Annotated in this window: 20 protein-coding genes and 1 tRNA gene; 15 read left to right on the top strand and 6 right to left on the bottom strand. The window is 69.2% G+C overall.

Annotation, left to right across the window (positions count from 1 at the left end; all coding sequences use genetic code 11):
- Positions 1-32: 32 nt before the first annotated feature.
- The 4 genes from ABZ796_RS22520 (at position 33) to ABZ796_RS22535 (ending at position 3450) form a co-directional block, all read left to right on the top strand.
- Positions 33-108: transfer RNA gene (locus ABZ796_RS22520), tRNA-Gly, on the top strand.
- Between the two features lie 158 nt (positions 109-266).
- Positions 267-1643 (top strand): adenylosuccinate lyase family protein, encoded by a 1377-nt coding sequence (locus ABZ796_RS22525; RefSeq protein ID WP_357339926.1) that lies wholly within the window; start codon positions 267-269, stop codon positions 1641-1643.
- Positions 1644-1678: 35 nt separating this feature from the next.
- Positions 1679-2311: a DUF2461 domain-containing protein gene (locus tag ABZ796_RS22530; protein ID WP_357339927.1), complete on the top strand. Its 633-nt coding sequence runs from the start codon at positions 1679-1681 to the stop codon at positions 2309-2311.
- A gap of 110 nt (positions 2312-2421) precedes the next feature.
- Positions 2422-3450 carry a calcium-binding protein gene (locus tag ABZ796_RS22535; protein ID WP_357339929.1) on the top strand — a complete coding sequence of 343 codons (1029 nt, stop codon included), beginning with the start codon at positions 2422-2424 and terminating at the stop codon, positions 3448-3450.
- A gap of 70 nt (positions 3451-3520) precedes the next feature.
- Here ABZ796_RS22535 and ABZ796_RS22540 read toward each other — a convergent pair whose 3' ends face one another.
- Positions 3521-3976, bottom strand: a complete 456-nt coding sequence (locus ABZ796_RS22540; RefSeq protein ID WP_357339931.1) for a nuclear transport factor 2 family protein — start codon at positions 3974-3976, stop codon at positions 3521-3523.
- Between the two features lie 72 nt (positions 3977-4048).
- Between ABZ796_RS22540 and ABZ796_RS22545 the strand changes: the two genes are divergently transcribed.
- Both ABZ796_RS22545 and ABZ796_RS22550 read left to right on the top strand, forming a co-directional pair.
- A complete protein-coding gene (locus tag ABZ796_RS22545; protein ID WP_357339933.1) occupies positions 4049-5293 on the top strand; it encodes an MFS transporter in 1245 nt (414 codons plus the stop codon).
- 116 nt (positions 5294-5409) lie between these two features.
- Positions 5410-7263 (top strand): acyl-CoA dehydrogenase, encoded by a 1854-nt coding sequence (locus ABZ796_RS22550; protein WP_357339935.1) that lies wholly within the window; start codon positions 5410-5412, stop codon positions 7261-7263.
- 73 nt (positions 7264-7336) lie between these two features.
- Here ABZ796_RS22550 and ABZ796_RS22555 read toward each other — a convergent pair whose 3' ends face one another.
- Positions 7337-8212: a LysR family transcriptional regulator gene (locus tag ABZ796_RS22555; protein WP_357339936.1), complete on the bottom strand. Its 876-nt coding sequence runs from the start codon at positions 8210-8212 to the stop codon at positions 7337-7339.
- Positions 8213-8294: 82 nt separating this feature from the next.
- Between ABZ796_RS22555 and ABZ796_RS22560 the strand changes: the two genes are divergently transcribed.
- Entirely contained in the window at positions 8295-9515 is a 1221-nt protein-coding gene (locus ABZ796_RS22560; RefSeq protein ID WP_357339937.1) for an MFS transporter, read from the top strand.
- Positions 9516-9608: 93 nt separating this feature from the next.
- Complete coding sequence (locus ABZ796_RS22565; protein ID WP_357339938.1) at positions 9609-9941, top strand: hypothetical protein; 333 nt, start codon at positions 9609-9611, stop codon at positions 9939-9941.
- Here the strand turns inward: ABZ796_RS22565 and ABZ796_RS22570 are convergent.
- Entirely contained in the window at positions 9920-10849 is a 930-nt protein-coding gene (locus ABZ796_RS22570; RefSeq protein WP_357339939.1) for an ArgP/LysG family DNA-binding transcriptional regulator, read from the bottom strand. The two genes, ABZ796_RS22565 and ABZ796_RS22570, sit on opposite strands and share 22 nt — an antisense overlap.
- A gap of 74 nt (positions 10850-10923) precedes the next feature.
- Here ABZ796_RS22570 and ABZ796_RS22575 point away from each other — a divergent pair, with 74 nt between their 5' ends.
- The 3 genes from ABZ796_RS22575 (at position 10924) to ABZ796_RS22585 (ending at position 13434) form a co-directional block, all read left to right on the top strand.
- Positions 10924-11532 carry a LysE/ArgO family amino acid transporter gene (locus ABZ796_RS22575; RefSeq protein ID WP_357339940.1) on the top strand — a complete coding sequence of 203 codons (609 nt, stop codon included), beginning with the start codon at positions 10924-10926 and terminating at the stop codon, positions 11530-11532.
- 59 nt (positions 11533-11591) lie between these two features.
- Positions 11592-12533, top strand: coding sequence for an oxidoreductase (locus ABZ796_RS22580; protein ID WP_357339941.1), 942 nt, complete (start codon positions 11592-11594; stop codon positions 12531-12533).
- A gap of 70 nt (positions 12534-12603) precedes the next feature.
- Positions 12604-13434 (top strand): hypothetical protein, encoded by an 831-nt coding sequence (locus ABZ796_RS22585; protein ID WP_357339942.1) that lies wholly within the window; start codon positions 12604-12606, stop codon positions 13432-13434.
- Here ABZ796_RS22585 and ABZ796_RS22590 read toward each other — a convergent pair.
- On the bottom strand, positions 13416-14207 hold the full coding sequence (locus ABZ796_RS22590) for a crotonase/enoyl-CoA hydratase family protein (RefSeq protein ID WP_357339944.1): 792 nt from the start codon (positions 14205-14207) through the stop codon (positions 13416-13418). The genes ABZ796_RS22585 and ABZ796_RS22590 overlap by 19 nt on opposite strands.
- A 38-nt stretch (positions 14208-14245) precedes the next feature.
- Here ABZ796_RS22590 and pgm point away from each other — a divergent pair, with 38 nt between their 5' ends.
- Entirely contained in the window at positions 14246-15913 is a 1668-nt protein-coding gene (pgm, locus tag ABZ796_RS22595) for a phosphoglucomutase (alpha-D-glucose-1,6-bisphosphate-dependent) (RefSeq protein WP_357339946.1), read from the top strand.
- A 92-nt stretch (positions 15914-16005) separates the two neighbouring features.
- On the opposite strand, the gene ABZ796_RS22600 is transcribed toward pgm, so the two are convergent.
- The gene (locus ABZ796_RS22600; RefSeq protein WP_357339948.1) at positions 16006-16470 is read right to left on the bottom strand and encodes a carboxymuconolactone decarboxylase family protein; all 465 of its coding nucleotides are present in this window, start codon (positions 16468-16470) and stop codon (positions 16006-16008) included.
- A 136-nt stretch (positions 16471-16606) separates the two neighbouring features.
- On the opposite strand from ABZ796_RS22600, the gene ABZ796_RS22605 reads away from it, so the two are divergent.
- Positions 16607-17509 (top strand): sigma-70 family RNA polymerase sigma factor, encoded by a 903-nt coding sequence (locus ABZ796_RS22605; protein WP_357339950.1) that lies wholly within the window; start codon positions 16607-16609, stop codon positions 17507-17509.
- Here the strand turns inward: ABZ796_RS22605 and ABZ796_RS22610 are convergent.
- Positions 17506-17805: a WhiB family transcriptional regulator gene (locus ABZ796_RS22610; RefSeq protein WP_357339952.1), complete on the bottom strand. Its 300-nt coding sequence runs from the start codon at positions 17803-17805 to the stop codon at positions 17506-17508. The genes ABZ796_RS22605 and ABZ796_RS22610 overlap by 4 nt on opposite strands.
- A gap of 164 nt (positions 17806-17969) precedes the next feature.
- On the opposite strand from ABZ796_RS22610, the gene ABZ796_RS22615 reads away from it, so the two are divergent.
- Positions 17970-21038 (top strand): M4 family metallopeptidase, encoded by a 3069-nt coding sequence (locus ABZ796_RS22615; protein ID WP_357339954.1) that lies wholly within the window; start codon positions 17970-17972, stop codon positions 21036-21038.
- 73 nt (positions 21039-21111) lie between these two features.
- A complete protein-coding gene (locus tag ABZ796_RS22620) occupies positions 21112-21825 on the top strand; it encodes a peptidase E (RefSeq protein ID WP_357339956.1) in 714 nt (237 codons plus the stop codon).
- The last annotated feature ends 105 nt before the right edge of the window (positions 21826-21930 follow it).

A 21930-nucleotide genomic window follows, 5' to 3' on the forward strand; every position in this document is an offset into this window, starting at 1 on the left:
CGGCAGTGTGGGGTAACATCCTGGTCGCACCTGCGGACGTAGCTCAGTTGGTAGAGCGCAACCTTCCCAAGGTTGATGTCGCGAGTTCGAATCTCGTCGTCCGCTCCAACGATCCGGGCCGTGCCGTTTGGCACGGTCTGTTTCAGTTCACTTGCACGATCCAAGTGACGCAGCACACGATCGCGGGTGTTTGCGCCGTGCGTCCATTAAGATTGGGTTTCTGTTTTCCCATTATTGTGTGAACGACACGTAAAGGATCACGCGCCATGCCCGCGGGCTCGAGCAGCCGATTCACCGACGGACGAGTCCCCGACCACGGCATCGGAGACCTGTTCACCTACGAGGCACGTCTCCAGGCGCGACTCGACGTCGAAGCGGCGCTGGCCGAGGCCGAGGCGGCCGTGCAGGTGATCCCGGCGGAGGCCGGCGAGGCCATCGCCGAGGCCGCAGACCTGGACAAGCTCGACCTGGACCGGATCGAGAAGGCCACCGCCGAGCACAGCCACCCGCTGACCCCGCTGGTCGAGGAGCTCTCCCGGGTCGTCGGCACCAAGCACGGCGGCTGGGTCCACTGGGGCGCGACCACGCAGAACATCACCCAGACGGCCGACCTGATCCTGATGCGCCAGGCGCACGACAAGATCCTCGACCTGCTCGGCGACCTGCTGCGCTCGCTGTCCAAGGTCGCCGAGGCCGGCGCCGAGGTGCCGATGCCCGGGCGTACGCACTCCCAACACGCCGTCCCGATCACCTTCGGCTTCAAGGTCGCGATCTGGATCGACGAGATCGCCGCCCACGTCGACCGGCTCCGCTCGGTCGAGGACCGTGTCTTCCGGCTCCTGATGGGCGGAGCCGCCGGCACCATGGCCTCCTTCGGGTCCCACGCCCGCGCCATCGAGACCGAGACGGCGTCCCGGCTCGACATGGGCTCGATGCCGGTCCCCTCGCGCGCGATCAACGACGGCATGGTCGAGTGGGTCTCGATCCTGGGGATGCTCGGTGGCACCGCCGGCAAGATCGGCAAGGACGTCTACTCGATGATGCAGCCCGAGTTCGGCGAGGCCTTCGAGCCGATCCCCGAGGGCACCATCGGCTCCTCGACGATGCCCCACAAGCGCAACCCGCAGCTCACCCTCGACGTCATCACCGCCGCCACCCAGCTGCGTGGGCTCGTCGCCCCGGCGATGGAGTCGATGCTCCACGACCACGAGGCCAACGGCGCCATGACCGGCATCCTCGAGGACGCGGTCGCCCAGGCCTCGCGGCTCGCGGGCGACGTCCTGGCCCGCCTGGTCGTCATCTTCACCGGCCTGACCTTCGACGAGGACCGGATGCGCGCCAACCTGGCCCTGTCCGGCGGTCTCATCGGCTCCGAGTCGCTGATGCTCGAGCTCGGCGAGCGCATCGGCCGCCAGGTCGCCCACGACGTCGTCTTCGAGCTGGCCCAGCGCTCTGCGGTCGACGACATCGACTTCGCCTCGCTCCTCGCCGCCTCCCCCGAGGTCTCGGCCCACTTCAGCCGCGACGAGATCGCCGACCTGCTCGACCCGTGCCGTCACCTCGGCGAGTCCGCCAACATCGCGCGCGCCATGGCCGAGCACGCCCGCCGAGTCGCGGACACCATCCAGATCCCCGCCGTCTGACGCTGGCGTTGCACCGACGTCGATAGGCTGCGTACGTGGCTTTCGAAGGTTTCCCCGTGGCAGCGCTCGACTTCTACGACGACCTCGAGGTCGACAACACCAAGTCGTTCTGGGAAGCCCACAAACACATCTACAAGGAGTCGGTCCACGCGCCGATGAAGGCGCTCACCGACGAGCTCGCCGAGGAGTTCGGCAGCGCCAAGATCTTCCGGCCCTACCGCGACGTACGTTTCTCGAAGGACAAGCTCCCCTACAAGACCCACCAGGGAGCCTTCGTGGCCGTGGCGCCGCAGACCGGCTACTACGTCGAGGTCTCCCCGCGCGGGATCCGCACCGGCGGCGGCTGCTACTGGTTCGAGCCGCCCCGCCTGGCCGCCTTCCGCGACGCCATCGTCCACGACCACTACGGCGCCGACCTGGAGAAGCGCCTCGCCGTCGCGGAGAAGAAGGGGTACGAGGTCACCGGCGACCGCCTCAAGACCGCGCCTCGCGGGATCGACAAGAACCACCCCAAGATCGAGCTGCTCCGCCACAAGTCGATCCACCTCGGCCGCACCATCGGCTTCGAGCCGATCATCCACACCCCCGACCTGGTCGGCGAAGTGAAGAAGGACTGGCGAGCCGTACGTCCCCTGGTCGAGTGGATCGCCGAGCACGCGGTGGCGTGAGCTGCGCGGGCCGGGACCTGGAGCGGAGCACCTTCCCGTTATGGCGGGAATGTGCACGAACCGGCGAATTGCCCGCACGCGAATACGCCATACCCACTACGGTGTGCGCCGTGCGTACCTCTATCCCCCTCGCCGGCGCAGCATCGCTCCTGATCATCCCGGCGATTCTTGTGACCGCCGGCCCCGGCACCGCAGCCTCGACCTGCGGCGGCTCCCCGGTCACCATCGACATGAACCGGGGCCAGCAGCCCCAGACCTCCTCCTTCGAGGACGTCATCCTCGGCACGCCGGGCAATGACACCATCCACGCCGACTCCAACGACGTCGTCTGCGGCGGCGAGGGCGACGACAAGATCAGTGCGGCGTACTACGTCTTCGGGCAGGGCGGCAACGATGAGATCTGGTCCCGCCAGGCCGACGGCGGATCGGGCAACGACCGGATCCACGGCACGTCCGGAGGAGACGATCTCCGCGGAGGCTCCGGTTCGGACGTCATCTGGGGGCTCGGCAGCAATGACCGAATCCATGGCCATTACGCCCCAGGCATCTCCTCGGCCAGCGGGACCGACGCCGGCGACACGCTTTACGGTGGCGATGGCAACGACCTCATCGAAGGCCAGGGAGGCAACGACCGCGTCTATGGCGAAGGCGGATCCGACAACGTCTTCGGCTCGGCCGGGAGCGATGCCGTGTCCGGCGGTCTCGGCAACGATCACGTCCACGGCGACAGCGGCGACGACCGACTCTACGGCGGGAGCGGGAGCGACGGCGTCTACAGCGGCAGCGGCGCCGACCAAGCGTACGGCGGGACCGGGCCCGACAGCATCAGCGGCCAGTCGGGCAACGACGGTCTCTACGGTGGCAGCGGGCCGGACTGGATCAAGGGTTACGGCGGCAGCGACTACGTGGTCGGCGGCATCGGACGCGACTCGATCGCGGGTGGCGAAGGGCGCGACCGCATCTTCGGCGGGGACGACCGGGATCAGCTTGTCGGCGGGGCCGACGCCGATGTCGTCAGAGGCCAGTCCGGCAAGGACCGTTGCGCGCCCGAGCCCGGGGCCGGCGCCACGTACTCCTGCGTGACCATCGGCGGTCTGCAGTCGTACCCGCCGGTGGGCACCGCCTATCCGACGATCTGATCAATTCTGCGAGTGGGCGAAAGTGGCAGGTTTGGACTGGATCGGCTACCGCTTCCACCCACTCGTGCGCTCAGCCCGCCGCAGTGAAGCTCGCCATCGTGCGCTCGGGCTCCCAGAAGGCCTTCATGGACTTGATGCGGCCCTCATCGTTGACGGTGTAGACCATGATCAGGTCGGTGGTGGTGTGGCTGCCGTCGGGGAAGCTCGTCTTGATGCGGCCGATGTTGGCGCAGGTGTTGCCCTCGGGGTTGGCGAAGGAGTCGTTGATCTCGAACTCGAACCTGTGGACCGAGGCGATCGCCTTCTCCCAGAAGGCCTTGAGGCCCTCGTGACCGTGGTGACCCCTGCCCTCGGGGTCGAACATCGAGGGCCCGACGGGGTCCTCGAGCACGCAGTCCTCGGCGTAGATCGTCAGCCACTCGTCGAGGTCACCCTTGGCGACGGCGGCATAGGAGCGCTGCCCGGCCGTACGTGCGGGGTGTTCGTCGTCGGGAGCGTTCCAGGTGATGGCGTCGGAGGTGATCATGCGGCAGATCGTACGCCGAAACTGAAACGTGTTCTACCTAGTCACCGAGTCTCGCCTGGATAGGGTCGCCGGGTGACCGTCTCGGAGGCCGATCGAAGGACGGCGAGACCAGGGCGGGACTTCGACCGGCTCTGGTTGGCGACGGCGACGAGCCAGGCGGGGTCGACCATCGCGTACGGCGCCCTGCCGCTGGTCGCGGTGCTGGTGCTCGGCTCCTCGACCTTCCAGGTGTCGCTGCTGGCGGCACTGTCCGGGTTCGCGGCCGCGGCAGCAGGGGTGCGGCTCGGGCCGTGGATCGAGTATCGCCACAAGCGACCGACGATGATCGGCGCCGACCTGATCCGGTTCACGGCGATGCTCAGCATCCCGGCAGCAGGGATCTTCGAGATGATCAGCTACGCCCAGCTGTGCGTCGTCGGCATCCTCACCGCGACCTGTGAGCTCGCCTTCACCACGGCCTCCGGCGCCCACCTGAAGGCGCTGGTCGGTCCGGAGGCCAGGCTGGCCGCCACCAGCCGACTGGAGGCGACGTTCTGGACCACCTTCACCGCCGGCCCGCCGGTCGGTGGCGCGCTCGTCTCGGCGTTCGGTCCGACGCTGACCGTGCTCGTCGACGCGGTGACGTACCTGCTCTCCGCGCTCGGCATCCGCTCGATCCGTACGCCGGAACCGCAACCGCCGGCACGGCAACCGCAGCCCTGGCTGGCCGAGGTGACCGCCGGCTGGCGCTATCTCCTCGCCCGCCGCGACCTGCGCGCACTCTTCCTCAACGCGGCCCTCTTCGGCTCGGGCGTGATCGCGACCAGCCCGCTGCAGACCGTGCTGACCCTGCGCGTGCTCGGCATGGAGCCGTGGATGTACGGCATCGCCATGGGCGTGCCCTGCCTCGGCGGCATCCTCGGCGCGATGTGCGCACCTCGCCTCACGAACCGGCTCGGCGAGCGGGCCGTCCTGCTCGGGTCCGGGGTCGCGCGGACCCTGTGGACCATCCCGATCGCCTTCACCCCGAGCGGCCCGCTCGGCTTCACGTGGTTCACCGCGGCCAACTTCGGGCTGATCCTCTGCGCCGGCGTCTTCAACCCGACCTTCGCCACCTACCGGATGCGCGAGACCGCCGACGACCACATGGCGCGGATGCAGGCGGCGTGGTCGATCACGATGAAGGTCGCCCAGCCGCTCGGCGTCCTGGCGGCCGGCGCACTGGCCGCGGCGACGAGCCCTCGGACCGCGATCGCGGTGGCCGGCGGCGTACTTCTGCTCTCCTGCGGACTGCTTCCCTGGCGTGCCGTTGTGACGAAGAACCCTACCTGCGAGTAGCCCCGGGCTTGCCACCCCTGGAGGGCGAGCCTATTCTTGATGTTACCCGCCAGTAGTGCGTGCCGATCGGCGCTCCCGCAACTGGTACATCCGACAAAGGTTATGAAGGTGGATCAGTGAGCCACTACAAGAGCAATCTCCGCGACATCGAGTTCAACCTGTTCGAGGTCTTCGGGACCGACAAGGTCCTCGGTACCGGTCCGTTCGCGGACCTGGACGTCGACACCGCGAAGGAGATCCTCGCCGAGGTCGAGCGTCTTTCGCGTGAGGACCTCGCCGAGTCGTTCGTCGAGGCCGACCGCAACCCGCCGGTCTTCGACCCCAAGACCAACACCGCTCCGGTCCCGGCCGCGTTCAAGAAGTCGTACGACGCGTGGATGGACTCGGGCTTCTGGAGCTTGCACACTCCCGAGGAGATCGGCGGCCAGGTGGCCCCGAACTCGCTCGTGTGGGCGACCGCCGAGATGCTGCTCGGGGCGAACCCGGCGATCTGGATGTACGCCGCCGGCCCGTTCTTCTCGAAGGTCGTCTACGAGAACGGCAACGACCGCGACAAGCAGATCGCCAAGATCATGGTCGAGCGCCTCTGGGGCTCCACGATGGTGCTGACCGAGCCCGACGCGGGCTCCGACGTCGGCGCCGGCAAGACCTTCGCCACGCCCAACGAGGACGGCTCCTGGAACATCACCGGCGTCAAGCGCTTCATCACCAGCGCCGAGTCGGACCTGCAGGAGAACATCATGCACCTCGTCCTCGCCCGCCCGAAGGGCGTCGAGGGCGTCGGCGGCCCGGGCACCAAGGGCCTCTCCCTCTTCCTCGTGCCGAAGTACCACTTCGACCACGAGACCGGTGAGCTCACCGGCGAGCGCAACGGTGCGTACGTCACCAACGTCGAGCACAAGATGGGCATCAAGGTGTCCAACACCTGCGAGCTCACCTTCGGCGACCCGCAGGTCGGCGGCGGCGAGCCCGCCAAGGGCTGGCTGCTCGGCGAGGTGCACGACGGCATCCGCCAGATGTTCGACGTCATCGAGAACGCTCGGATGATGGTCGGCACGAAGGCGATCGCGACCCTCTCGACCGGCTACCTGAACGCGCTCGAGTACGCCAAGACCCGCGTCCAGGGCGCTGACCTGGTCGCCGCCGCGAAGACCGACCCGCGCGTCACGATCACCCACCACCCCGACGTACGTCGCTCGCTGCTGGTGCAGAAGTCGTTCGCCGAGGGCATGCGCGCGCTGGTCTACTACACGACCTCGTGGCAGGAGAAGGTCGTCCTCACCGAGGACGGCTCCGACGAGAACAAGCTGGCCGCCGCGGTCAACGACCTGCTGCTGCCGATCGTCAAGGGCTACGGCTCCGAGCGCGCCTGGGTGCTGCTCGGCACCGAGTCGCTGCAGACCTTCGGCGGGTCGGGCTTCCTGCAGGAGTACCCGATCGAGCAGTACGTCCGCGACGCCAAGATCGACTCGATCTACGAGGGCACCACGGCGATCCAGGGCCAGGACTTCTTCTTCCGCAAGATCGTGAAGAACCAGGGCGCCGCGCTCGGCCAGATCGCCGGCGAGATCCAGGCCTTCCTCGACAACGAGGGCTCCGCCGAGCTCAAGGAGTCGCGTGCCCTGCTCGCGACCGCGCTCGAGGACGTCAACGCGATCGTCGGCCACATGTTCAACGACCTGATGGCCTCCCAGGAGGAGATCACCAACATCTACAAGGTCGCCCAGAACACCTCGCGCCTGCTGCTCGCCGTCGGCGACGTCGTGGTCGCGTGGCTGCTGCTGCGCCAGGCCGAGATCGCTCTCGCCGCCCTGGCCGGTGACGCCGGCAAGGACACGGACTTCTACACCGGCAAGGTCGCCGCCGCGAAGTTCTTCGCCTCCTACAACCTGCCCAAGCTGACCGCTGAGCGGGCCATCGCCGAGGCGATCGACAACTCGATCATGGACCTGCCCGAGTCGGCCTTCTGATCCTCAGGTTCTGATCTGCAGGTACGCTGCGGCCCGCCCGGTTCTCCGGGCGGGCCGTTCCGTCGTCCGCTGCTCAGATCGCGGAGGCCGTGACCGCCTCGGCGAGCCGGGCAGCGGCGGCAGAGATCCGTCGGTTGCTCGCGACGGCGAGCTGGAAGGACCACTCCAGGCCGATCGGGACGGCGACGACCCCGGGGTCACCCTCGATCGACGCTCGGGGCACGACCGAGACGCCCAGACCGCGGCCGACGAGGTTGCGGGCGAGCTCGAAGCTGGTGACCTCGGTGCGGACCGTCCGCGGGACGCCGGCGGCGGCGAACGCGGCGTCCACGACCGTACGGTTGCCCCATCCGGTCGGGAAGTCGACCCAGGTCTCCTCCGCGAGGTCGGCGGGTGCCACCGCGCCGGCCCGCGCCAGGCGGTGGCCGGGGGCGCAGACGAAGACGAGCTCGTCACGGTGGATGCGGGTCAGCGTCAGCCCGGGCAGCGAGGTCGCAGCTGTGGAGACCAGAGCGAGATCGAGGGCCCCGGAGCGTACGTCTGTTTCGCTGGTGGCGCTGCCCGAGATGGTCTGGCGCAGGCGCACGGTGATGCCGGGGTGACGGGCGGCGAAGCCCTGCAGGACCTCGGCGATGTTCCAGCGGCCGGTGTAGGAGAGCGTGCCGAAGAGGACCGTGCCGACCACCTGGCCACGGGCCCCGTCGACCGCCTCCCGAGCAGCCTCGATGCCGGCGAGCACCTCGCGGGCGCGCGGGAGCAGCGCCTCACCCTCAGCGGTCAGCGCGAGGCGGTGGTAGCCACGCTCGATCAGCGGCGCTCCCAGCCCGCGCTCGAGCTGCTTGATGGCTGCGGAGACCGCGGACTGCACGACACCGACCCGGTTCGCGCCGGCGGTGAAGCTGCCGGTCTCGGCGACGGCGACGAAGTACTCCAGCTGGTGCGGCTGCATGCGCCTCACTATCGCAGATCGTGATCCTTGCCTTCGACAAGATTCGTTGGAGATGATCCTGAAGATCGGCGAGCATGGACGTATGAAAACGATGCAGGCAGCCCCCGTCACCAAGCGGCACCACCACGTCCGCGGGTTCTGGTCGGTGGCGTTCCTGTTCGCGGTGACGATGGCCTTCGCGGCCGTGCCGGCCCCGCTCTACGTCTTCTACGTCGCCGAGCAGGGGTGGGGCTCGTTCGTGATCACGGTGGTGTTCGCGACGTACGGCGCAGGGGTGGCGGCCTCGCTCTTCCTCGCCGGCCACCTCTCCGACCGGTTCGGGCGGCGACGGGTGGTGGCGCCGGCGGTCCTGCTCAACGTGCTCGCCGCGCTGATCTTCCTCTCGACCCACGAGCTGGGCTGGCTGCTGCTGGCGCGGCTGCTGTCCGGGCTGGGTGTCGGGATGCTGACCGCGACCGCGACGGCCCATCTCGCCGAGCTGCACCGGACCGCGCGGCCGCAGGCGCCGGCGACCCGGGCCGAGGTGGTCGCGACCGCGGCCAACATCGGCGGTCTGGGGCTGGGCCCGCTGGTCGCCGGCGTGCTGGCCGAGTGGGCGCCGCGACCGCTCTACACGCCGTACGCGGTCTTCGCCTTCCTGATGGTGATCGGGCTCCTCGCCGTCGTCGCCGCGCCGGAGACGGTCGACACCGACCAGCCGGGGTGGACGTACCGGCCGCAGCGGGTGCGGGTGCCGGCCGACGCGCGCGAGGCGTACTTCGCCGCGGGGATGGCGAGCTTCGTGGCGTTCGCGATGTTCGGGTTCTTCACCTCGCTGGTGCCGTCGTTCCTCGCCGACGAGCTCGCCCTCCGCTCGCACGCGGTCGCGGGCCTGGTCGGGTTCTCCATCTTCGGGGCGGCAGCGCTCTTCCAGGTGCTGGCCGGGGGCTGGCCGCGACGTCGGCTGTACGTCACCGGACTGGTCGCGCTGACCGCCGGGCTGCTGCTCGTGGTCGGGGCCCTCCTGTCCGGCACGTTCTGGGTGCTGGTCGTCGGGGCCGTCGTCACCGGCGCCGGTTCGGGGATGTCGTTCAAGGCGGCGATCGCCACGGTGATCTCGGTGGCACCGGCGGAGAGCCGCGGCGAGGCGTTGGCCGGGCTGTTCCTGATGGCCTATGTGGGGATCACGGTGCCGGTGGTGCTGCTGGGGATCCTGGTGCAGTACGTCGCGACCGGCCCTGCCGTGATCGCCTTCGGCGCGCTCCTGCTGGTGCTGCTCGGGGTCGCCGCTCGAGGGGTGGCCGGGTCGCGGCGTACGTCCTGACCGCTCCGAGGCGGTGATGCGGGGGACGGTATGGGGGCCTGAATCGGCTGGGTAGCGTGGCGCGCCAGTCCCCACACGTCTGGAGCTTCTCTCATGACCATCGGCCTAGGGATCATCCTGCTGGTCCTCGGACTCATCCTGCTCACCGGTGCGGTCGACCTGCCCGACGACGTCGCCAACGCGATCGCGAGCGAGCCGCTGGGCTGGATCCTCGTCATCGCCGGCGGACTCGCCATCGGGATCGGGGTCCTCCTGTCGGTCAACCGGTCGCAGCACACCACGGCCGTCGAGCACCGCCAGTACGACGCCGGCCCTTACCAGGGCGGACCGCAGGGTCACTACCCGCCTCCCCAGGGGCAGTATCCGCCGCAGGGCGGCTACCCCAACGGCCCCAACGGGGGTGGCTACCCGCCCGAGCGCGGTTGAGCCGCTCGCCGGCCGCGCGTCGGGCGCAGCTGGTCACGGGCGGCGCGGCGTACGGCCTCGCTCAGGTCGTCCAGCGCGATCGAGTCGAGGCGCCAGCGCTGCCAGAAGAGCTGGACGTCGATCGGCTTCGCGCCGGGTAGCGGGACCGTCGTCCCGCCGGCCAGGTCGGCCTCGGCCTGAGCGTCGAGGAGCATCCCCCAGCCGAGGCCGCGCCTGATGGCCTCGTGGAAGTCGTGGCTGCTCGGGACCCGGTGGACGACCGGCGGCCGGGTGGCCCCGTGCGCCGCCAGCACCTCGTCCTGGAGGTGGTCCTTCTCGTTGAAGACGATCATCGGGATCGCGCCCCAGTCGATGCCCCTGCCCTTGCGGTGGCGCTCGACGAGCACCGGGGTCGCGCCGGGGGTGTAGCGGAGCCGCCCGAGCGGTTCGACCGTGCAGCCCTGGACCGGTTTCGGCTCGCTGGTGACGGCCGCCAGGACCTCGCCGCGCCTGAGCGCGTCGGCCGAGTAGCCCTGGTCCTCCACGGTGATCCGCAGCGCCGTCCGGTCCCAGGTCGCCACCTCGTCGAGCACCGGACGGAACCAGGTCGCGAGGGTGTCCGCGTTGACCACGACCGAGAGGTCGACGACGGTGTCGTCGTCCGTGTCGCCCGTGCTCAGGGTCGCTGCGGCCTCGGCGAGGAGCAGGCGGAGCCGGCGGCCGTGCCTGATCAGCGGCTCGCCGGCCTCGGTGGGCGTGCAGGGAGTCGTACGCCGCACCAGCACCTGCCCGGCCGCGCGCTCGAGCGCCCGGATCCGCTGGCTGACGGCGCTCGGGGTGATGTGGAGACGTCGCGCCGCGGCGTCGAAGGTGCCTTCCTCGGCGATCACGACGAGCGTCTCGAGCTGGGTCGGGTCGAGAGCGGGCATGACTTAAGTGTGGCTCATCTTCGGTAAGATTCTTTCGCTGGTCTGCAGGTTCGTGGCTGCTTAGCGTCGCCGGTGTGATCCACGCCAGCCTCGCCGGCCTCCTGACCGGGCTCAGCCTCATCATCGCCATCGGGTCCCAGAACGCGTACGTCCTGCGGCAGGGCATCCTGCGCTCGCACGTGCTCGCCGTGGTGACCGTGTGCGCGGTCTCCGACCTCCTCCTCATCTGCGCCGGGGTCGCCGGGATGGGGGCGGTCGTCGAGAGCGCCGGGTGGGTGGTGGAGGTGCTGCGCTGGTTCGGGGTGGTCTTCCTCGGCTGGTACGGCATCGGCTCGTTCCGGCGGGCGCTGCGACCCTCGGGGCTGGATGCCGCGGATGCGCCTCGGGAGGCGCTCCCCCGCGTGATCGCCAAGACTGCCGCCTTCACCTGGCTCAACCCGCATGTTTACATCGACACACTTGTGCTCCACGGGTCGATCGCGGCGACGTACGGCTCGGCTCGGTGGGGGTTCGCCATCGGTGGGTGCCTGGCCAGCATCATCTGGTTCGCCGGGCTCGGCTACGGCGCCCGGCTCCTCGGGCCGCTCCTTGCCAGCCGGCGGGCCTGGCAGGTGCTCGACAGTCTGATCGGGTGCACGATGCTCGCGATCGCCGGTGGGCTCGCGCTGGGCGGACTGGGCTGATCGGCCCGGCCGACTTTCAAATCCGTCCATTGTGTTGACCGGCGGCCTAGTGTGGCCGCATGCCGTGGACGACCTCCGACATTCCTGACCTGACCGGCAAGAACGCCGTGGTGACCGGCCCGACGCTCGGCGGGATCGGGTACTTCGTCGCGCGCGGTCTCGCAGCCGCGGGAGCGCGGGTGATCCTGGCGGGGCGCTCGTGGGAGAAGCTCGACGCGGCCGCCGCGTCGCTCACCGAGGAGGTTCCGGGCGCCAGCCTCGACCGGGTCGCGCTCGACCTCTCCTCACTCCAGGCGGTGCGCGCCGGGGCCGAGGCGATCGCGGCGGCGACCTTCGAGGGCGGCGGGCCGCTGCACCTGCTGGTCAACAACGCCGGCGTGATGGCCACGCCGCAGTCGCGGACCGTGGACGACCTCGACCTGCAGATGGCGACCAACCACTACGGGCCGTTCCTGCTGACCGGGCTCCTGCTCGAGCCGCTGGCCGAGAGCGGCGAGGGCCGGATCGTGACCATGTCGAGCATGATGCACAAGCTGGCTCGCAAGGCACCGCTCGGGTTCCCGACCGTGCAGGTCGGGCGCTACTCGCCCTGGAACGTCTACTCGCAGTCCAAGCTCGCCAACCTGCTCTTCACCTTCGAGCTCCAGCGACGCCTCGAGAAGGCGGGGCTGCCGATCGCTGCGTACGCCGCCCACCCGGGGCTCGCCTCGACACGTCTGATGGCGAACGGTACGTCCAGGAGGCTGATCGCGCCGATCGCAAGCATCAGCGAGGCCGCCGTCCATGCCATGGCGCAGACCCCCGAGGCGGGCGCCTGGCCTGCCCTGATGGCGGCGACCCAGCCGGGGCTGGAGCCCGGGACGTACGTCGGGCCCAGCGACGCCTTCGAGGCTCGCGGCGTGCCGAAGCCGGTCTCCCCGTCGCGCCTCGCCCGCGATCCCGAGGCGGCCCGGGCGCTGTGGGAGCTCTCCGAGCAGACCACGGGCATCGCCTACCCCTGACCAAAGTCTGACTCCGGTCGCTACCTCCGGCCGATGCCCCGGCAGTGCGTCTGATCCTAGATTCAGCAGGGTGAGCAAGAAGGTCCAGATCTGGTCGCGGGCGATCTCCGGGCACACCCACCATCTCGAGGTGACCGGCGACATCGTCCGTAGGTTCGTGTGGACGGTCGACGCCGAGGAGGTCCTCACCAAGAAGACCGCCGACGACCGGGCCCGGCTCGAGAGCAAGGATCACGGGAGCCTGCTCGTGATCCACTCCGCGCTCGGTACGCCCCGACGGGCGACCTACTTCGAGCCCGGCGAGGACCTGGCCGGGATGGCCGGCATCGGCGGCCTCGACCTCACCCCGGAGCCGGGGTCACGAGCCGCTGCGTACGAACGCCGGGTGATCGACCACCCCAAGCGCTATGCGCTCATCGAGACCCTCGGCGGCGCCGCGGGCGTGCTCGGCGGCATCGTCGTCGCGGCGGTCGTCGCGTGGATCGTCGCCCGGGTCTCGCTGCCGAACATCGACATCCCGCTCCCGAACGTCCCCGACCTCCCCGACCTCCCCGACCTGCCGCTTCCCGACCTGCCCAGCATCCCGTGGCCCTCGATCCCGTGGCCGGACCTGCCGGACGTACAGGTCCCCGAATGGGTCAAGTGGGTCGCCAACCATCTGAAGTACATCTGGCCCGTCATCCTTGCCTTCGTCCTCGCTCAGGGCGAGATCAAGCGCCGCCGCAAGCACGCCGAGGCGTCAGCCCGAGCCGAGACTGCAGAAGTGGCGGCCGAAACCGCAGAAATGGGCGACGAAACTCGACTTTCGTCACCCACAACTACAGATTCGGCCGCCACAACTGAAGACTCGGCCGCCAAAAGTGCGGACTCGGCTGATTCTGATCAGCGGCGGGGCTTGTAGGTCGGCTTCTCTCGCTTGAAGGCGGCCTCGCGGGCGATCTTGGTGTTCTCGCCGAAGAGGAGGCGGAGCTGCTCGATGCGCTCGCGGGAGAAGGTGCGCTTGATGGGGGCGTACCAGGTGTCGTTGAAGAGGCGCTTGGCGGCGGCGAGCTGGTCCGGGGAACGCTCGGAGAGCTTGCGGGCGAAGGCGGTCGCGGTGGCGACCGGGTCGGCGGAGAGCTCGGTGACCAGGCCCAGCTCGTAGGCGCGCTCGCCGGAGAACTGCTCGGCGGTCATGGTGAGCTTCTTGGCGGTGTCGATGCCGACGACCTCGGAGAGCGACCGGATGCCGGTCATGTCGGGGATGATGCCCCACTTGCCCTCGAGGACCGACCACTGCGAGTCGGGCTCGGCGATGCGGAAGTCGGCGCCGAGCGCGATCTGTACGCCACCACCGAGGCAGTGGCCGTGGACGGCCGCGATCACCGGGACCGGCAGCCGGCGCCAGGCCCAGACCGACTCCTGGAAGAGGTTGGTGCCACGGAAGGGCACGGGGATGAAGGCGCCGACGATCTTCTTCGGATCACGCAGGACCGAGGCGAAGTCGAGACCGGCGGTGAACGCATCCCCCTCGCCGGCGATGACCACCGCACGCAGGTCGTGGTTCTTGCCGAGCACCTTGGCGGTCTCGACCAGCTCCTGGAGCAGCTCGAGCGTCAACGCGTTGAGCTTGTCCGGGCGGTTGAGACGCACCTGGGCGATGCCGTCGTTGATTTCGGTGGTGACGAGGGGCATGGAGAGAACATTACGGGGCAGTAGGCATGATGGGACACATGGCTGACCCACGCGCTGGAACGCTCGCTACGCCCGCCGACCTGGTCGACGTACCTCACCTGGTCGCCTCCTACTACAACCTGCAGCCGGACCCGGAGGATCCGGCCCAGCAGGTCGTCTTCGGCACCTCGGGGCATCGCGGATCCTCGCTCAGGTCGGCCTTCAACGAGACGCACATCTGGGCCACGACCCAGGCGATCGTCGACTACCGGACCTCGCAGGGAATCGACGGTCCGCTGTTCATCGGACGCGACACCCACGGCCTCTCCGAGCCCGCGTGGGCGAGCGCGCTGGAGGTGCTGGTCGCCAATGACGTACGCGTCCTGGTGGACGACCGCGACGGCTACACGCCCACGCCGGCGGTCTCGCACGCGATCCTCCGTGCCAACGCCGGCCGCCTGGTCTCGACAGGCTCGACCTCCGTTGGAAGCCTGGCCGACGGGATCGTCGTGACCCCGTCGCACAACCCGCCCTCCGACGGCGGCTTCAAGTACAACCCGCCCCACGGCGGCCCCGCCGACTCGGACGCGACCAAGGTCATCGCCGCCCGCGCCAACGAGCTGATCCGGGCCGGCCTGGCCGGCGTCAAGCGAGTGCCGTTCGCTGCCGCGCGACGGAAGGCCGAGGCGTACGACTTCCTGGGCTCCTACGTCGACGACCTGCCCCACGTGATCGACCTGGCCGCCATCCGCGATGCCGGGGTGCGGATCGCGGCGGACCCGCTGGGTGGGGCGTCGGTCGCGTACTGGGGCGAGATCGCCGAGCGACACAAGATCAACCTCAACGTGGTCAACGAGCTGGTCGATCCGACCTGGCGCTTCATGCCGCTGGACTGGGACGGCAAGATCCGGATGGACTGCTCCTCCCCCAGCGCGATGGCCGAGCTGGTGCGCTTCCTGGAGAGCACCCCGGAGTTCGACATCGCCACCGGCAACGACGCGGACTCCGACCGGCACGGGATCGTCACCCGCGACGCCGGGCTGATGAACCCCAACCACTTCCTCGCGGTCGCCATCGACCACCTCTTCGGTGGCGCCCGCCCGGACTGGCCGGCGACCGCGCGGATCGGCAAGACCCTGGTCTCGTCCTCGATGATCGACCGGGTCGCGGGTGCGCTCGACAAGCCGCTGGTCGAGGTGCCGGTCGGCTTCAAGTGGTTCGTGCCTGGCCTGATCGACGGCTCGTTCGGCTTCGGTGGTGAGGAGTCTGCCGGCGCCTCGTTCCTGCGCTTCGACGGCACCGCGTGGACCACCGACAAGGACGGCATCATCCTCGCCCTGCTCGCCTCCGAGATCCTGGCGCGCACCGGAAAGTCGCCGTCGGAGCGCTACGCCGAGCTGGTCGCCGAGCACGGCGACCCGGCGTACGCCCGCATCGACGCCCCGGCCTCCCGCGAGGAGAAGGCCAAGCTGGCGGCGCTCTCCCCCGACGCCGTCACCGCGACCACCCTGGCCGGCGAGGAGATCACCGCCAAGCTCACCGAGGCCCCCGGCAACGGCGCGGCCATCGGCGGCCTCAAGGTGACTACCGATTCGGCCTGGTTCGCCGCCCGTCCGAGCGGGACGGAAGACGTCTACAAGATCTACGCCGAGTCCTTCCAGGGCCCCGCCCACCTGGCAAAGGTCCAAGAAGAAGCCAAGGCGGTCGTCTCCGCCGCCCTGTCCTGACGTCGAAGAGTCGATTTCTGACACCGAGTGGACCACTCGGCGTCAGAAATCGACCTCTCGCGGTCAGCAACTGACTTCTCGGCGTCAGCGGGTCAGCGGGTCCAGAAGGGGCGCTCGGCGTCCTCGCGCACCGTCACGTTCACCCGGTTGAAGAGGTTGTGGGTTGCGATGCAGAGGACCAGGGCGGCGGTCTGCTTCTCGTCGTAGTGCTTGGTGACCTCCCGCCAGAGCTCGTCCGAGACGGCGTCCTCGGAGTCGGCGAGGCGGGTGACGGCGTCGGCGAGCGCGAGGGCCGCCTTCTCGGCCTCGCTGAAGAAGGGCGACTCGCGGAAGGCGGCGAGGCCGACGATCTTCTCGATCGGGAGGCCGACCTCCTCGACGCGGACGGCGTGGCCCTGGAGGCAGGCCGCACAGCCGTTGAGCGAGCTGACGCGCATCGCGATCAGCTCGGTCGTGGTCTCGGGGAGGCCGCCGTCGGCCACGGCGGCCAGAAGGTTGCCGATGCCCTTGTAGGCCTGCGGGATGACTTCTGCCGGGTTCTTCATTCGGTTGCTCATGCCATCCCTGACCCGGCGAGGCGGAGGGATGTGACGGATCCGTGAAAGAAAACTTCTTTCACCGAATCGGTCACATCTGGTCTGCTTCGCGGGTCGGGTCCATGAAGGAAGATTGCCCCGATCGAGAGGACCGATGATGCAGCAGGAATGGCTGGCCGAGCGTTTCGAGGAGGAGCGGAGGCACCTGTTCGGGGTGGCCTACCGGATGCTCGGATCGACCTCCGAGGCTGAGGACGCCGTCCAGGACGCCTGGCTCCGGCTGAGCCGGAGCGACGCCGACGAGATCGACAACATCGGCGGCTGGCTGACCACCGTGGTCGCACGGGTCTCCCTCAACATGCTCCGCTCGCGCAAGACCCGCGGCGAGCTGTCGCTCGAAGACCGGCTGCCAGAACCCACGGTCGTGCTCGACGACACCGGCAACCTGCACACGGGCACCCAGGACCCGGCCGAGCGGGCGATGCTCGCCGACTCGGTCAGCATCGCCCTCCTGGTCGTGCTCGACCAGCTCTCCCCGGACGAGCGCCTCGCCTTCGTACTCCACGATCTCTTCGCCGTGCCCTTCGACGAGATCGCGACCATGCTCGACCGGTCCGCGGACTCGACCCGTCAGCTCGCGAGCCGCGCGCGCCGAAGGGTTCGAGGACGTACGCCCGAAAAGGCGGTCACTGCACAGCGCGAGGTCGTCGACGCCTTCTTCGCGGCCGCCCAGGACGGCGACCTGGACCGCCTGATCGGCGCGCTCCACCCCGACGTCGTCCTGCGCGCCGACGTCGGCGCCGGGATCACCACCTACCGCGGAGCAGCGAAGGTGGCGGGCAACGCCGTCATGTACGCCCACGCCGACCGCGTCACCCACGCGGCCCTCGTCAACGGCTCCGCCGGCGTCGCGATCACCTTCCACGGCAAGCTCTACAGCGTCATGGCCTTCACGGTGGTCGACGGCCGGATCACCGAGATCGAGGCGTACGCCTCCCCCGCCCAGGTCGCGAACCTCGCCGCGAGCCTGGGCCTGGAGTCAGCGCACGACCAGTCCTAGGCAGCCTGGCGGCGGGGTCGGCCGCGGCCACGCTTGTGGGTGACCACCTGGCCGCGTTCGACGATCTCGCCGCCCCACACGCCCCAGGGCTCGGCACGCGCCAATGCACCCGAGAGGCACTCGCGCATGACGGGGCAGTCGAGGCAGCGGTCTTTGGCCACCTCGAGGGCGGCGGGGGACTCTGAGAACCACAAGGCTGAGTCGTCTCCGTGGCACGGCAGGCCGGCGGCGTACAAAGGCGGGATGATCTCCAAGGGCACCCCTCGAGAATCTGCTCCTGAGGTAGGCCCGCACATCGGGCAACTACCTTAGATCTCCCCTGAGGGCCTCCCCTGAGAATCTCCCGAGGGCGAATCGTTTCGGACTCGTGATTGGCGTTTGCGCCCCTCTTCGTCGCAAATATCTCTACGATGCGAAATCGCCGCGACCTGACGCGGCGAGACCCCGAGAGGAGCAACCCGTGAAGCTCGGAAAGCAAGGAATCAGCCTTGCGCTCGTCGCGGCAGGCCTGGTGATCACACCGGTCGCCGCCGTCGCCGCGAAGCCGGATCCCGGCGGCATCGACCAGCTCAAGGCAGATGCCGACCAGACCGTGACGCTCAAGAAGGAGGGCGCCACCGGCCTGATCGGCTTCGCGTCCACCAAGGGCGACCTGCTGCCCGGCGTCGGCGCCGACAGCAAGTCGGAGGCGGCCGCGAAGGCACGCAAGTACCTCGACAAGTACGCCTCGGTCTTCGGTGCCGAGGCCGGCCAGCTCGACCAGTCGAAGGTCAGCACCACCCCGGCCGGGTGGACGGTCGAGTTCGAGCAGACCTACCAGGACGTGCCGGTCTTCGGCGGCGTCCTGAAGGCCCACGTCGACAAGGCCGGCGACCTGACCTCGGTCAACGGTTTCGCCGCCCCGGACCTCGACCTCAGCACGACCCCGGCCTGGTCCAAGGAGAAGGCCAAGGCCAAGGCGCTCGAGCTGGTCAAGTCGAAGCCCGCCGACGCCCACGCCGACAGCACCGTGGACACCACCGGCGTCGAGGTCGTCAAGGCCGACCTCAACATCTACCGTATGGGCGCCGCCCAGGGCGTGAGCGGCAAGAGCCTGCTCGCCTGGGTCGTCGAGGTGTCCAACCAGTCGACCGTGCGCGAGACCGTCGTCCTCGACGCCGCGAGCGGCAAGCCGGTCAACCGCTACTCGGTGCTCCACTCGGCCACCGACCGTGAGCTCGTCGAGAAGCACAACACCCCCGACACCGGCGACGACGCGACCGTCTGGAACGAGAACGACGCCTTCCCGGGCACGCTCGACCAGGACCAGGCCAACGAGGTCGCCACCACGGGTGAGTCCTACTGGCTCTACAAGAACACCTTCGGCCGCGACTCCTACGACGGCGCCGGCGCGAAGATGGTCACGGTCAACAACGACCCGGCGATCTCGTGCCCGAACGCCAACTGGAACGGCGCGACCACCAACTACTGCTCCGGGGTCACCTCCGACGACGTGGTCGCCCACGAGTGGGGCCACGCCTACACGGAGTACACCTCCGGCCTGATCTACCAGTGGCAGCCGGGTGCGCTCAACGAGGCCTACTCCGACATGTGGGGCAACACGGTCGACTTCATCAACGCGCGTGAGAACGACAGCTCCGAGGAGGTCAAGCGCGCCTCAGGTTCCTGCTCGACCTCGTCGCCCGCTCGGGTGAGGTTCGAGATCACGGCGCCGGAAGACGCTGCGGGCCTGTGCCAGGTGGCATCGGCCTCCTGGACCGCTGCCGACACGTTCGCCTCTCCGGTGACCGCGAACATCGTGGTCGCCCGCGATGCAGCCAACACCGAAGGCCCGTCCGAGACCGACGGCTGCACGGCCTACTCCAACACCGCCGACGTCGCCGGCAAGTGGGCCTACGTCGACCGCGGCACGTGCTCGTTCCAGATCAAGGTGGACAACGCCGCCGCTGCCGGTGCGGCCGGCCTGGTGGTCGGCAACAACTCGGCAGCCGCGCCCGGCACGATGACCGGCACCTCGACGATCCCCGGCGTCATGATCGACAAGACTCACGCGGACAAGGTGCGCACGGCCGGATCGGCTACGGCGACGATCTCGCAGACCACCAACACCGATGAGTCCACCCGCTGGCTGATGGGTGAGGACTCGACCGCCTTCGGCGGCGCGATCCGCGACATGTGGAACCCGAACTGCTACGGCGACCCGGGCAAGGTCTCCGACGAGGAGTACCACTGCGACGGGGCCACCGACTCCGGCGGCGTGCACACCAACTCGGGTGTCATCAACCACCACTACGCCCTGCTCGTGGACGGCGGCTCCTTCAACGGCGCCACCGTGGCGGGCATCGGCCTGGACAAGGCGGCCAACCTGATCTGGCACGCCCAGACCAACTACCTGACGCCGACCTCGGGCTTCCCCGAGTACGCCCAGGCGATGGTCTCCTCGTGCGCCGACCTGACCGGTGTGACCACGCTCAAGAAGCTCACCCTGGGCACCTCGACGCCGCAGACCGGCGGCGGCGAGACTCCGGGTGGCGAGGCCGAGGCTCCGGCACTGGAGCCGATCACGGCTACGGACTGCTTGTCGGTCGTGGCGGCCAACACTGCGACCGAGCTCGCCGACGAGCCCGTCCAGTGCAACTTCGGCCCGATGCTCGACCCGAACACCCCCGCCCTGTGTGGTGAGGGCACCAACGAGGTCACCACCTACACCGAGGACTTCGAGGACGGTCTGACCGGTTGGACCCAGGACGCCGAGTCCCTGGTCCCCGGGAACGACTACCCCTGGGAGACCCTGAGCGACGTCGAGGGCAACGAGACCAAGGCGGCGTGGGGCCCCGACCCCGTTGCCGGCCAGTGCGGTGACCCGGCCGGTGACATCACCAGCCGCAACGGCCTGATCTCCCCGGAGATCACCGTGCCCAAGGGTCTGACGCCTCGGTTCACCTTCGACCACTCGGTACGCACCGAGTCGACGTGGGACGGCGGCAACGTCAAGGTGTCGGTCAACGGCGGCGACTTCGCGCTCGTCGACCAGGCTGCATACCTGTTCAACGCGCCCGGCGGGACGATGGCCAAGGGAAGCGGTTACCTCGAGGGTCAGCGTGCCTGGACCGGCACCGACGGTGGCAAGTTCACCGGCCAGTGGGGCACGTCGATCATCGATCTCGACGCGGTCGCCGACGCCGGTGACAAGGTGCGGTTCCGCTTCGACATGGCTCGCGACGGCTGCAACGGCGTCGAGGGCTGGGCCGTCGACAACGTCTCGGTGAGCTACTGCACCGAGAAGGCGGTCCCGGAGATCTCCGCCACCTCGCCCAAGAAGGGCAAGGTCGAGATCACCGTCGACGGCGAGCGCGCCTCCGGCGAGATCGTCGTCAGCGAGAACGGCAAGCGCGTCGGCCGGTTCCGCCTGAAGTGGGAGGAGGCGACCTTCCGGGCGAGCCGCGGCACGCACACCTACCAGGTGGCCTACTCGGGTGACAGGAAGAACGAGGCGATCACCGAGACGGTGACCGTCAAGGTCAAGTAGCAGTCACACCTGCAGAGGCCCCGCCGGAAGAAACCCTGTCCGGCGGGGCCTTCTGTGTCCCTACACTCACCCCATGCGCGGAACGATCCTGACCCTGGGCGGTGGCGGCTTCTCGATGCCGGAGGTGCACGGGCGCGACTTCTCGCCGCTCGATGCGGAGCTGAACCGGCTGAGCGGCAAGGAGCGGCCCAAGGTCTGCTTCATCGGCACCGCGAGCGGCGACGCCGACAGCTATCACGACAAGTTCCTCACCGCGTACGCCGACCGGGCGGAGGCGAAGATCCTGTCGCTGTTCAACAAGGCACCGGAGGGTCACGAGCTCCCGATCAACGGGCTCGAGCAGCTACTCGACCAGGACATCGTCTACGTCGGCGGCGGGTCCACGGCCAACCTGCTCGCGGTGTGGCGGCTGCACGGACTGCCCGCGCTGCTGGAGAAGGCCGCCGCCGGCGGCACGATCCTGGCCGGGATCTCGGCCGGCGCCAACTGCTGGTACGAGGCCTCCTCGACCGACTCGTTCGGCCCCACCGCCCCACTCCCCGACGGGCTGGGCTTCCTCCCCGGTTCGTTCTGCCCGCACTACCTCGGCGAGGCGGACCGGCGCGAGACGTACGTCCGGTTCGTCGGCTCCGGGGCGCTGCCCGCGGGCTACGCGGCCGATGACGGGGTTGCCCTGCTGTGGCGCGACGGCGAGCTGATCGAGGCGATCAGCGAGCGGCCCGACGGGGTCGCCTACGCCGTCGGGCCGGACGGGGAGACGGCGCTGAAGGTTCGTACGCTCGCGTGATGTGTTGGTTTCGACACGCCTCCGCCTAGCTGTACCCGGTCAACACGTTGGTCACAGGCGGCTGATCGGTGGGAGTCCGCCGAGTGAGCTGTGGCGACGTTGAGT

The organism is Nocardioides sp. NPDC047086 (assembly GCF_040643685.1).
Taxonomy (GTDB): Bacteria; Actinomycetota; Actinomycetes; order Propionibacteriales; family Nocardioidaceae; genus Nocardioides.